Origin of the sequence: Caballeronia sp., from assembly GCF_028292365.1 — a bacterium.
GTDB lineage: Bacteria > Pseudomonadota > Gammaproteobacteria > Burkholderiales > Burkholderiaceae > Caballeronia.
This window is the reverse complement of the sequence record NZ_JAQGMM010000522.1, coordinates 1-12058: the sequence shown is the minus strand read 5'-3', so window position 1 is coordinate 12058 and position 12058 is coordinate 1. Positions and strand designations below refer to the sequence as shown.

The 12058-nt window shown below is 60.1% G+C and carries 10 protein-coding genes and 1 pseudogene; 10 read left to right on the top strand and 1 reads right to left on the bottom strand.

Annotation, left to right across the window (positions count from 1 at the left end):
* Positions 1–63 precede the first annotated feature (63 nt).
* Positions 64–750: a type 1 glutamine amidotransferase domain-containing protein gene (locus JWR14_RS30595; protein WP_299716888.1), complete on the top strand. Its 687-nt coding sequence runs from the start codon at positions 64–66 to the stop codon at positions 748–750.
* Between the two features lie 170 nt (positions 751–920).
* Here JWR14_RS30595 and JWR14_RS30590 read toward each other — a convergent pair whose 3' ends face one another.
* Positions 921–4520 (bottom strand): ABC transporter ATP-binding protein, encoded by a 3600-nt coding sequence (locus JWR14_RS30590; RefSeq protein ID WP_299716886.1) that lies wholly within the window; start codon positions 4518–4520, stop codon positions 921–923.
* 98 nt (positions 4521–4618) lie between these two features.
* Here JWR14_RS30590 and JWR14_RS30585 point away from each other — a divergent pair, with 98 nt between their 5' ends.
* The 9 genes and pseudogenes from JWR14_RS30585 to JWR14_RS30545 all read left to right on the top strand — a co-directional run.
* Complete coding sequence (locus tag JWR14_RS30585) at positions 4619–5566, top strand: LysR family transcriptional regulator (RefSeq protein WP_299716884.1); 948 nt, start codon at positions 4619–4621, stop codon at positions 5564–5566.
* 422 nt (positions 5567–5988) lie between these two features.
* On the top strand, positions 5989–6321 hold the full coding sequence (locus JWR14_RS30580; protein WP_299716882.1) for a helix-turn-helix domain-containing protein: 333 nt from the start codon (positions 5989–5991) through the stop codon (positions 6319–6321).
* The gene (locus tag JWR14_RS30575) at positions 6311–7573 is read left to right on the top strand and encodes a type II toxin-antitoxin system HipA family toxin (protein ID WP_299716880.1); all 1263 of its coding nucleotides are present in this window, start codon (positions 6311–6313) and stop codon (positions 7571–7573) included. Before JWR14_RS30580 ends, JWR14_RS30575 begins: the two co-directional genes overlap by 11 nt.
* A 265-nt stretch (positions 7574–7838) precedes the next feature.
* The gene (locus tag JWR14_RS30570) at positions 7839–8303 is read left to right on the top strand and encodes a hypothetical protein (RefSeq protein ID WP_299716878.1); all 465 of its coding nucleotides are present in this window, start codon (positions 7839–7841) and stop codon (positions 8301–8303) included.
* A gap of 338 nt (positions 8304–8641) precedes the next feature.
* Positions 8642–9460 (top strand): ABC transporter substrate-binding protein, encoded by an 819-nt coding sequence (locus JWR14_RS30565; protein ID WP_299716876.1) that lies wholly within the window; start codon positions 8642–8644, stop codon positions 9458–9460.
* Between the two features lie 94 nt (positions 9461–9554).
* Positions 9555–10280, top strand: a complete 726-nt coding sequence (locus JWR14_RS30560; RefSeq protein WP_299716873.1) for an amino acid ABC transporter permease — start codon at positions 9555–9557, stop codon at positions 10278–10280.
* Entirely contained in the window at positions 10277–11014 is a 738-nt protein-coding gene (locus JWR14_RS30555; protein ID WP_299716871.1) for an amino acid ABC transporter permease, read from the top strand. Before JWR14_RS30560 ends, JWR14_RS30555 begins: the two co-directional genes overlap by 4 nt.
* A 236-nt stretch (positions 11015–11250) precedes the next feature.
* Positions 11251–11739, top strand: a complete 489-nt coding sequence (locus tag JWR14_RS30550; protein WP_299716869.1) for a rhodanese-like domain-containing protein — start codon at positions 11251–11253, stop codon at positions 11737–11739.
* Between the two features lie 38 nt (positions 11740–11777).
* Positions 11778–12058: pseudogene (locus tag JWR14_RS30545) on the top strand (serine acetyltransferase); the annotation flags it as partial.

Here is a 12058-nt window from a genome sequence, read left to right as displayed (position 1 = left end):
TCTGGCAGGCCGCTACACGATGTATCTGCCGACCTATCCAACTTCCATCTTTCGGAAACAAAAATGAAAATCCTTTTTATCGTTACCAGCTCAAAGCGGGGCACATGGCTCGCTGAAGTAGTACGCCCTTACTGGCATCTTTCCGAACGCGGCAGCGAGATTCATTTCGCCAGCCCCGCCGGTGGAAAAATCAGTTGGGACCGGCTTAGTGACCCCTTTACCGAGGGCTCGTTCGAGGCCAATGACCTCCCTAGCAAGGGTTTCCTCTCCGACAAGACACTCGTTGCACGTCTTGAGACGACGATGGCGCTTGAAGCGGTCAAACCGGAGGACTACGACGCGGTCCATGTCGCCGGTGGAACCGGTGCGGCCGAAGATCTCTTTCCGAATGAGCAAATGGCGCGAATTCTCGAGCACTTCTGGGCGGCAAGCAAGGCGATCGGAACCATCTGTCATGGCTCAATAGCACTAGCCAACAACCCGGCTCGTGTTGCTGGACGTCAGGCAACGGGCTTCACGCTAAAGGAGGACATTGAAGCCGAGGCGCTGTATGGACCGCAGTTCGTGCCCGTCTACCCGCAGCCGGCGATGGAAAAGGCCGGTATCGACTTCGTGCATGTCGGGCCGCAAGGTGTTCGGGTTGTTGTCGACGGCAAACTGGTGACCGGACAGAACCAGCAATCGGCATCGGAATACTCACTGCAGTTCAATCACGTGTTGTTTGGCCAGGACCCGGTGATCACTGTTTAGCCTTGCAGATTCGTCACTTCCGAGGCGACAACGGATATCTATCTTCGCGTCTACTTAACGTTTCCTACGGCAACAAACTCACCGGTTTAGCGGCGTCGGCGCATCCCCGGTGCTCAAAAGCGGTAGCTCACAATCGGTTGTGGGTGAGCGCAATCCGGTGCCTGAAGGCCTCACGCGGAGTGCTGCAGGCCGTTGCCAACCTGTTGCCGATTAACCAGTTGCGCATAGACCGAGTTGTTCGCAAGCAGTTGCGCATGGGGACCCGCTTCGATCACCGAGCCGTGGTCCAGTACGATGATCAGGTCAGCCTCGCGTACGGTCGCGAGTCGATGCGCGATGATCAGCGTCGTGCGGTTGGCCATGAGCGTTTTCAGCGCGGCATGCACTTGTGCTTCGCTGATAGCGTCCAGATGCGACGTTGCTTCATCCAGGACCAGTACCGGTGCATCCTTGAGAAAAGCACGCGCGATGGCAACACGCTGACGCTGTCCCCCGGACAACTGCACGCCCCGTTCACCCACCCGCGTGGCGAGCCCCTGTGGCAGTGTTGCCACGAAGTCGCCGAGCGACGCCTGCTCCAGCGCGAGTTGCAGTGCTTGCGCGCTGGCGTCGGGCCGCGCGAGGCGGATGTTGGCCTCAAGCGTATCGTTGAAAAGATACGTGTCCTGTGACACGAGGGCAACGTGCGAGCGTAGCGAGTCGAGCCGCAAGCGTCGCAAGTCGACGCCATCCAATTGGACCGAACCTGTATCCGGATCCCAGAAACGCAGCAGCAGATTCGCAATGGTGCTCTTGCCAGCGCCTGAGGCCCCTACAAGCGCAGCAGTGGAGCCGGCACGCACGCAGAAAGACACGCCATTCAACACAGGTTGCGCGCGCTCGGCATAAGCAAAGCGAGCGTCTTCAAAGCGGACTTCCGATCCACCCGGCGATGGTTGCAAGTCGCGTTCTCCGTCGAGCACTGGAACCGGCTCGTCATGTACGACCCTTAACCGTCGAGCCGACGCGATCGTATCGGCCAGTTGCCTGCCCACCTGCGCGATCTCGGCCACCGGCATGAAGGCTGCCACGGCAAGCAGGATCAGCATCGGTAGCCACGCTGCGGAAAGCTGCCCGGCTGAGACCAGGCACGCACCCACTACGGCAACAGCCAGGCCGCCGAGGCCGGTCGCGACATCGAGCAACGCGGTTTGTCGAGCCAGATCCGTTAGCAGTGCGAGCCGCGTCACGCTGTATTCGCGTGCGAGCGCCATGAACGCTTCCCGCCGTCGCCCGGTCGCCTGGAACGCGAGCAGGTCGGACAAGCCCTGGATGGTCTCTGTCATATGCGCACCGAGCAGGCCCAGGGATTCGCGCGCCTTGCTGCCCAGTGCATCGATACGGTTGCGCCCGCGCACTGGCGAGAGCATCGCGTACACCAGGAACGGCAGCAGCCCGAGCGCAAGTGGCCACGCCGCCGTTGCGAGGACGGCTATTACCGCGGCCGGCACCAGCACCGCAACGATCGCCGGGGCGACCGTATGCGCGTAGAAATATTCGATGGTCTCAACGTCTTGCGTAGCCAGCGTCACGAGGTCGCCGGAGCGGCGGCGCAGAAGGTAGCCTGGCGCCAGACGATCAAGTTGTCCGAACAATCGGATTCGAAGATCCGCCAGCAGCCGGTACGCCATGTCGTGGGCAAGCCAGGATTCAAGCCAGTGCAAGACGGCGGCGAGCGGGGCAACGAGCAACAGATATGCCGCGATCGCCTGATGCGGATTGCCGGCACGCAGCGCGGAAACCAGCCATGCCCCCAGCACACCTACGCCGATGAAAGCCGTCACTCTTCCAACGCCCAAAAGAATGGTCAGCACGAGCCGCACTCGCCACGGACGGATTGCCGCGACCAGGGACGCCAGGGTGGCCTTCCAACCCAGGGTTCTCGCATCGGCATCGAGTTCGCGCAGACCTTGCACGGCGTCTTCTTCCGTCTCGCCGGCTTGCGCGGTCTTTGTTCCTGGCGCGCCTGCCTGAAGACCGGCTGTATCGGAGCGCAATGCCGAGACGCTGCGAGGCGTCACTTGGGCCGCCATCAAGCGGTGATACAGCCCGCTTCTTTTCATCAGTTCGTCATGCGTACCACTTTCCGCGATAAGGCCATCGTCCAGTACCAGGATGCGATCGGCGCCGATCACGCTCGACAGACGGTGCGCGAGAATCAGCGTGGTACGGCCTTGCATCAGACGGTCCAGAGCTCGCTGGATCAGCGCCTCGTTTTCCGCATCGACGGCCGAGAGCGCTTCATCCAGTATCAGGATCGGCGCATCGCGCAGCAGTGCCCGTGCAATGGCAAGCCGTTGGCGCTGGCCGCCCGACAACTGCACGCCGCGCTCGCCAATCGAAGTCTGATACCCGTCAGGCAGGCTCGAAATAAAGTCGTGAGCGTAGGCTGCCCGCGCGGCGGCTTCGACTTCATCATGGGTGGCGTCCGGGCGCCCGAGCCGAAGGTTTTCTTCGACGGTACCCGCGAACAGCATCGTGTCCTGAGCGACCACCGCGATCTTCGCGCGCAGTGCTTCGGGGTCAAGCGTACGCAGATCCTGACCCGCAATGCAGATACTGCCGCCCTGAGGATCGTACTGGCGCAAAAGCAGGCGAACGATCGACGACTTGCCTGCGCCGCTCGGCCCCACAATGCCGATGCGCTCGCCTGCCGCCACCGAGAATGTCAGCCCGCGGTGCGCGAGACCGCGGCCGCCGGCATAGGCAAAGCGCACGTTGTTGAAATCCAGCGACGCCGGAGCGTCGCGCAACGGGTCCGTGCCGGCTGCCGGCATGGGCGGGTTGGCCTCGAGCAGTGAGCGAATGCCCGCCGTCGCGGCCTGCCCGAGCATGCCCTGATGCAAGACGCTGCGCAGGTCGCGCAACGGCCGGAAAATCTCCGTACCCGCCATCAATACGATCAGGAGGGTGGTCAGGCCCATCTGCCCGTGGGTCACGCGCCACGCGCCAAGAACGAGCGCCAGTGCGGCGCCCAGGGCTGCTCCGAGATCGACGATGCCGCGTGTAAGAAGGCCTGCCGCGAGCACCCAGAAGGTGTTGTCGGAGACAGCGCGTGCCTGCGTGGCGAGACGTTCCCCCCATACGCGGCTTTGCCCGAACGCCTTGAGCGTTGGCAGGCCCTGGACCGCATCGAGAAACGTTTCACCGAACTCCTTGAATGCCTGGGCGCGTGCAAGGCTGGTGCGGCGTTCATGCATATGCACGGCGATCGGCCCGAACAACGCTACCAGGGCGGCAACCAGGAGCACGGTGGCCACGGGCAGGTCCCAGAATGCGATGAAACCGAAGATGGCAAACGGCGCACAGAGGGCCACGGCCAGTTGCGGCAGATACTGCCCAAAGAAGGTCTGCAACTGCTCAACGCCATCGATGACCGACAGCATCACGCCTCCCGTGCGTTGTTCGGCGAACCAGGCCGGTCCAAGCGCCACGATGCGGTCATACAACTGGCCACGCAGCGTTTCCTGGGCTCGCGCTGCAGTACGGCAGGCGATGCTCGTGCGCCAGTGATCCAGCAGCGCACGCAGCACGATCGCGGCCGCCACAGCCACGGAGGGCGCCACCCACGATTGCGAGGGACTGCCTCGCAAGACCTGCGCGAGCAACTGGCCGAGAAACACAAAACGGGCGATTCCGGCCAGCAAGGCCAGCAGTCCCACGACGATGCTGAGCACCATGTGCCCGCGTAGTCCCTTGGTCAATTGCCAAAGGCGAAGATCGAAATACATCCGGGTGACTCCTCAAGGTATTGGATCATCGTGGCATGGACCTGCGCGGCGCGCGAGCGATGCTTTCTCAACCGGGGTTGAGCTAAACTTTACCCATCATGCCAAGACTCTCTCCCCACATTCCGCCGCTGGCCGCCCTGAAGGCGTTCGAAGCCGTAGCCCGACTGGGCAGCCTGAGCCGCGCGGCGGAAGAACTCAACGTTACCAAGAGCGCCATCAGCCATCAATTGCGCGCGCTGGAATCGGCATTGGGTACAACGCTGATGCACCGTGGCGGCACGACTTCACGCGCGCAACCCACGCCTGCCGGGCAGGAGTTGCTGGTGGCTATTGAAGCGAGCCTGATTCCGTTGGGCGAGGCCTGCGAGCGGTTAGCCGTGCGGCGGCGCAAGCGTCGCCGCACGTTGACGGTTTCTGCCAATGCGCCGTTTTCATCGCTCTGGCTTGCGCCTCACGTGGTTGAGTTCTCGACGCGCCATCCGGAGATCGCGGTGAACCTGAGGGTGTTTGACGACGAACCGGATTGGCAGAATGACACAATCGATATCGCGATTCTGCGCGTGCCATTGCCGAGCTCGACAAGCTTGACAAGCGATACGCCGAACTCGCATCCGAGCGACCGGGCGCTGGTCCGGGAGACTGTGTTCCCTGTGTGCAGCCCGTTGTTGATCGATCCGCGGACCGCCACCCCGCAGACACTGTCCGAGCACCGGTTGCTGCAGGAGGAGCACCATGCATCCAGCCGGGAAATAGACTGGCAGACGTGGTTTTCGCTGCTCGGCGCCGGAGCGCTTCCGGAGCAAAACCTGGTTCGCTTGAGCAGCTTTAACCCGATCATCGGCGCTGCGATTGCGGGGAAGGGTGTTGCACTCGGCCGTTCACCGCTGATCGATTTTGACTTGGCCCACGGCCGTCTGGTTCGCCTGTTTCCGGAGTACGAATTGCCGGGGTCGTGGCAGTTCGTCATTCGCCTGCATCCCGAACGCTCGTCCGATCCGACGCTGATCCAGTTTCAAACCTTCATGCTTGAGCGCTCGGCGATCTGACAGGTGCAGACGGTTTTCGCTTGGGGCGCCGTTGGACGGGTTTGGGCGTGCGATGGTCCCTGGTTGCTGCTTTCAGTTTTTTCTTGCCATGGCCGGTCATCCTTAGGGTTCCTTAGTGGATGACAAGCCTGAACGCTGCAGTGCACATGGGCGGAGCAACGAGGGATTCGTGCGAAAGGTGTGACAGGCGTTGCGCGTCGGCACGCAACGCGTGCAGGTAAGCGGCACAGTCCACAGACGTGTCTCACCCGGGCAAGAGGTCACGCCCAAGGGCTTTATAATTTTTTCACTACTTTGCCTAGAATATTAGGCGTTATATGGACTTATGCCTACGTAAGTCAGCACAGTCGAACAATAAGGCTTGTCTTTCATTGATAATTTGCCTATTATATTAGGCATTAATACGTATAATGCCTAATATAATGACCAACTTCGTGATGCCAGTACAGGCTGCCGAGCGGGTTGTCCGGCTGGGCCAGCGTATCCGGATCGCGCGCATCCGGCGCGGCTGGTCGGTGACGGACCTCGCCAGCAAAGCAGGCATCAATCGCAACACACTCACCGCGCTGGAACTCGGCAAGCCAGGCACGGCGATCGGTGTTTGCGTTACTGTTCTGTGGGCGCTTGGTCTGGAGCAGGCCCTGGATGCTGTTGCCGATCCGGACGCCGACCTGCACGGCAAGGCACTCGAAGCGTCGCGCCGCCCAACGCGTGCAGGCAAGCCCAGGAAGGCGAGCGACGACTATGACTTCTGAGCGCGAAGCCTACGTCTACATCCAGCTTCCCGGCACCCTGGAGACGGTGCCGGCGGCGCTGCTGAGGGTGCAGACGCTGCCGGATGGCACCCAGATTGGCCGTTTCCGCTATGGCGATCGCTACCTCCAAAGACCAGGGGCGGTCTCGCTTGATCCATTTCACTTGCCGCTCGCCAAACAGGTCTTCGAGTTCACCCAGCTCAAGGGCATCCCGGGCGCGGTGCGGGATGCCGGTCCGGATGCCTGGGGGCGGCGCGTGATCGAGCACAAGCTCGAACGCAGTGCGGCTGATCTTCAGGAGATCGACTACCTGCTGCATGGCCCTCAAGACGGTGCGGGGTATTTGAGCTTCGGACTGAAAGCCGAGCCGCCCGCGCCGAAGCGCCATTACAACCGGACGCATCAACTGGCTGAACTGATTGCGGCCACGCAGGCGATTGAGGAGGGGCGGCAGGTGGCCGCGCATCTGCTGGAACAACTCGATCCCGGCACCAGCATGGGCGGCGCCCGGCCGAAGGCGACGATCGAGGACGCGCAAAGCCTTTGGCTCGCCAAGTTCCCCTCCAAGGAGGATCGCTTCAACCTGCAACGGGTCGAATTTGCGACGCTCGATCTTGCGCGACGTTGCGGCCTGAACGTTACGCAGGCGCGGTTGCAGGCGGTCGGCGACAGCACCGTGCTCATGTTGCAGCGCTTCGACAGGGACTACACCGACCAAGGTTATTTGCGCTTCGGGCTCGTCAGCGGACTGACGGTGCTCGACTGCGGTGACAGTCATCTGGACCGCGAGCGCTGGTCCTACCCTCTGTTAGCCGATAACCTGCGCCGCTGGTCCGACAAGCCTGAGGCCGACTGCGCTGAACTGTTCAGGCGGATGGTCTTCAACGCCGCTGTGACCAACAACGACGATCACCCGCGTAACCACGCCTTGCTGCGCAGGCAGAAGGGATGGCGGTTGTCGCCCGCCTACGACCTGGTGCCGGCGCCCGTGGTCAGCCTGGAGCGGCGTGACCTGGCATTAACCGTTGGTGACTATGGCCGCACCGCCAGCATCTACAACCTGTTGTCTCAAGCGGGCCGCTTCGGATTATCCGCGCAAGAGGCGCACGCGGAGATTGATCGCATGGTCGAGGTGATCCGGCACTGGCGCGACAGTTTCTTCGCTTCCGGGGTGTCGGCCAAGGACATCGGCTACATTGCTGCTGCTGTGCTGCCCGATTGTTTCTTCTTTGAAGGCCCGCCCGAGGCATAAGGCGTAAAGTTGCCCCTTGCCCCGCGCCGTCCGGCATCCGGGGGGGCGAAGATGCTCCGTTAGCGCTGGCGGCCGTTTTCGCCCATGACAGCAGGGATGACAGGGACAACGGGGACAACAAGAGGCGGCGAAAAGAGCGTCTGCCATACAGCGGGAAAGCTTTCAAACAGGGTGTCGCTGTGGGCATTAGAATGGGTTGGGCTATTCTCCGTCGGATTTCTCGGCGTGAGACCTTGTGGCAAATTGATTAAGAACTGGGAGAGATGTGGATATTTTCTATCATTGGAAGGACTTCGCGCTCGATGTGAAGGAGGGCCGCATTGGTACACTCGGGTCTGACGGAGCCGTGCTTGAGCAACTAAAGGAACGCCTCCCGCGCAAGGTGTGGACGTTTGCGACGCCGAAGGGCAGGAAGGGGCGGTTACAACTTATCGGCTCGTTTTTAATCACTGACTCGAAGCCTGTCTCGTTCGTACCCAAGTGGAAACACAACCTGTTTTACGACGCAGCGTCGCCTCGATCTGTCCTTTATACCGACTCCGCCAGCCCGGAAAGAATTGATGAGGTGAGCGACTATTTCAATCGGCAATTCAACGCGACGGGTAAATTTACTGTGAGTGGAGAGAAGGGCATCCGGGAAATGGAAGCAGATGTCGTACGCGGTTTCGAGAAACTGGTGCAAGACTATCCGACGGTCCAGTTAATGGATGGCCTGGCCGGGATATCCTGATTCCTGGAGAAGCATCGTGCATCGCGCGCGTCTCGATGACGACGGTGTGAACGAAGGTTCTCGTGGTCACGCCTGCTGACTTCTGCCGGAAAGCGATCGCCGTGGAAAAGCGATTTTGCATTCTTCGTGGTCATGGCAGGCGTGAGCGCGCCGCCATAGGCATTCAATCAAGAACGACGCCATCGCCCCGCCTGTACCTGCGTGTATTGATTATTCCGTCTGACGCTTAGCACAACACGAATTGATGGTTCGTCACGGCCCGGTGCGCTGCTACATTTCCGGCTGTGATGCACCGCTTGTGTGCTCGCTTTATTTACAACTGCGCAGACCAACACATAATGAAAATCAAACTTCTCACCGCAGCCTTCATGGGGTCGCTGCTGTTCATGTCGAGCCTGGCGCATGCCGATCGCCTCGACGATATCAAGAAGGCCGGCGTGCTTCGCGTAGCCACTTTTGACAGCAATCCGCCCTTCGGCTTTGTCGATCCAAAGACCAACAAGATAGTCGGGTTAGATGTGGACTATGCGAAAGCGGTCGCGGACAAACTCGGCGTGAAGCTTGACATCCAGCCGACCAACCCGGCCAACCGCATTGCATTTCTGACATCGAAGAAAGTGGATCTCGTTTTCGCGAACTTCACTATCACGGATGAACGCAAGAAAGAAGTCGATTTCAGCACACCATACTTCGCGTCGGGTACGCAGTTCATCGCGAAGAAGGGCACGCTGAAGTCACCAGATCAACTGAACGATTTACGTATTGGCGCGGATAAAGGCACGACCAACGAGCAACAGGTTCGCGCTCAGTTTCCGCGGGCTACTATCGTGGCTTATGACGACACACCTTTTGCGTTCGCCGCGCTTCGAACGGGCAACGTCCAGGCGATCACGCAGGATGGTCCGAAACTCGTCGGCTTGCTCGCGAACGTACCGGACCGCGAAAAGTACGAAATCCCCGCTTTCACCATCTCGAACGATTATGAAGGCGTGGGTGTTCCGAAGGGCGAGCCGCAGTTGCTGAATTTCGTCAATGACACGCTCAAGGGACTTGAGGCAAACGGTACTGCGGGACACATCTATGATCAGTGGTTCGGCCCGAAAAGCCGTGCACCATTGCCGCGTTTGTTCAAGATCGGCGATCCGCAAAAGAGCTGATCGCTGAGTGTTCGGCCAAGCCCGGTTCGACCGCAATTGGTCGAGCCGGGCTTGGCATTTCAATCTCCCATTCGTGTTTAGTTGAATGATTCCAATGAACGGATGGCTTGCGCCGAAGTACCTGATCTGGCTGCTCCAGGGCTTCGGAATGACACTGGCATTGTCGGCGTCAGTGATCGTCACGTCGACGTTATTAGGCTGTCTGCTGGCCCTTGCGCGCACTTCGCGCGCGGGATCTGTGCGGCGTGCTGCTGCGCTTTATGTTTTGGTGTTTCGCAACTCACCGCTGATCGTGCAACTGCTGTTCTGGTATTTCGGCGTGGCGACGCTCCTGCCCGAAGCGATGATGACCTGGTTGAACACGCCGCATTTTGCGGATCTCGGCTTGTTCAAGTTGCATTGGCCATCGTTTGAATTCGTGGCCGGGTGGATCGGATTGACCTGTTATTCGACCACGTTCATTGGCGAGGAATTTCGCTCGGGCTTATCGGGTGTACCCGTGGGCCAGCACAATGCGGCAGCCGCCCTTGGACTCACGCCGTTAGCCGCATTCGTTCATGTGATCTTGCCGCAGGCGGTGCGGATCTCGACGCCGCCCTTGTTCGGGCAGTACATGAATATCGTCAAGAACTCGTCGCTGACCATGGCGATCGGGCTAGCGGAACTCTCGTATTCGTCGCGTCAGGTCGATACCGAAACCTTCAAGACATTTCAGGCATTTGGCATGGCGACGGTGCTGTACATCCTGACCATCGCACTGCTGGAAGTTGTGCTCGTGGTAGTCCAGCGTAGCGGTTCGCGAGCGGCGGTGCGCCGATGAACGACGCCTTGTCCGCCATCCTGTCCAATCTGCCGTACTTGCTCGTCGGCACGTTTCCTGATGGTCCGTTGGGCGGCGCGGCGCTCACGCTGGTGATGGCATCGATCTCCGCCGTGTCGTCCGCGATCCTCGGACTGGCGGGAGGCATTGGACTTGCCATGACGCGCGGCGTGAGCCACGTGATCCTGCTCGCGTTAATTGGTTTTTTTCGCGCCATACCCGTACTGATGCTGATCTTCTGGACCTTCTTCCTGCTGCCGGTGCTGCTTCATGTCAACGTGCCGGGTCTGGCGACGGTCGTGGCTGCGCTATCGCTGATTGGTGGCGCGTACCTGTCGCATTCGGTTCATGCGGGTATCGAAGCAGTGGGGCGAGGGCAGCGCCAAGCGGCGCTATCGCTGGGGCTGACGCGCTGGCAGGCGATGCGTCACGTACTGCTGCCGCAGGCCATCCGCATCATGGCGCCATCGTTCATTAACCAGTGGGTGTCGCTCGTCAAGGATACGTCGCTGGCGTACATCGTCGGCGTGCCGGAACTCGCGTTTCTCGCCAATCAAGTGAATAGCCGGCTCATGATCTATCCGGTGCAAATCTTCCTGTTCGTAGGTCTCGTCTATTTGATCCTGTGCACCTCGCTCGATGCGTTGACGACTCGCCTGTTGCTGGGCCGCGAGCAAGGTGCCGAACCGCGCGCGACAGCACCTGCCGTGGCTGTCGTTCCGTCGCCGGATTGATGCAAAACCACACCCGTGTACTTTCAAGCATGACGCGAAAATCGATGGCATTTTGTAAGACCAATTTCGTCTAACGATTACCAATGTCGCTAAGCCTTCTTTGGAAATACGTTTTTATTGGTTCTGCTTCTGAGCGGCCTCTTTCATAGTGTCAATTGATGGCTATAGACGGTTGCATTTCCTCTGGCAACCGTTTGGCCTCGATGGGTTATCAAGTGACAGTACAAGGAGACGTCATGGCAGTTGAATTGGAAGAACGCGTAGCTCACGAATCAAATCACGCATCTCATGCAGTGTTGGACGCGGCGCGCGCCGCAGCGGCAGCGAAGCAATTGCCTTACGCGGGAGGGGTGTCACCTCGCGACGCGTTTGCGCTGATCGAGTCGGGCGCGGCGGTGCTGGTGGATGTCAGAACGACCGAAGAGCGCAAGTTCGTAGGTTACGTGCCTGGCAGCATCCATGTGGCCTGGGCAACAGGTACTTCGCTTACGCGCAACCCGCGCTTTGTCCGGGAACTGGAAGCGAAGACCGGCAAGGACGCAGTCGTGCTGCTGCTCTGCCGCAGCGGCAATCGTTCAGCGCTTGCAGCGGAAGCCGCGGCGAAAGCAGGATTTACTCAAGTGTTCAACGTCCTTGAGGGCTTCGAAGGGCAACTGGATTCACAACAGCGGCGAGGCGGGGAAGATGGCTGGCGCTTTCAGGGTTTGCCGTGGATTCAGGATTGATCAAACTCTAATGGCTTGACGCCGAAGGATCTCCGACTGTGGCTGCATTTGACATCGACGACATCGTCCAATCGCTCCAGACGGTGCGCCAGCAATGGCGCGAAGTGCAGAAGCGTTCGCTCGAACCGGGCGGACGCGAATTACCGGCCCGAGAGGCGCTGGCCAACATAGTAGAGACCTTGAAGGGCGTGCTCTTTCCAATGCGGCTTGGTCCGCACGACCTGCGTCAGGAAAGCGAAAATTTCTACGTGGGCCATGCACTGGATTCAGCCTTGCACGCTCTTTTTGCCCAGGCGCAACTCGAATTGCAATACCGCGA

Coding starts and splice junctions, on each gene's coding strand:
- JWR14_RS30580 (WP_299716882.1), top strand. CDS start 5,989: ATGACCAACTTCGTGATGCCAGTACAGGCTGCCGAGCGGGTTGTCCGG.
- JWR14_RS30560 (WP_299716873.1), top strand. CDS start 9,555: ATGAACGGATGGCTTGCGCCGAAGTACCTGATCTGGCTGCTCCAGGGC.
- JWR14_RS30575 (WP_299716880.1), top strand. CDS start 6,311: ATGACTTCTGAGCGCGAAGCCTACGTCTACATCCAGCTTCCCGGCACC.
- JWR14_RS30555 (WP_299716871.1), top strand. CDS start 10,277: ATGAACGACGCCTTGTCCGCCATCCTGTCCAATCTGCCGTACTTGCTC.
- JWR14_RS30550 (WP_299716869.1), top strand. CDS start 11,251: ATGGCAGTTGAATTGGAAGAACGCGTAGCTCACGAATCAAATCACGCA.
- JWR14_RS30585 (WP_299716884.1), top strand. CDS start 4,619: ATGCCAAGACTCTCTCCCCACATTCCGCCGCTGGCCGCCCTGAAGGCG.
- JWR14_RS30590 (WP_299716886.1), bottom strand. CDS start 4,520: ATGTATTTCGATCTTCGCCTTTGGCAATTGACCAAGGGACTACGCGGG.
- JWR14_RS30595 (WP_299716888.1), top strand. CDS start 64: ATGAAAATCCTTTTTATCGTTACCAGCTCAAAGCGGGGCACATGGCTC.
- JWR14_RS30565 (WP_299716876.1), top strand. CDS start 8,642: ATGAAAATCAAACTTCTCACCGCAGCCTTCATGGGGTCGCTGCTGTTC.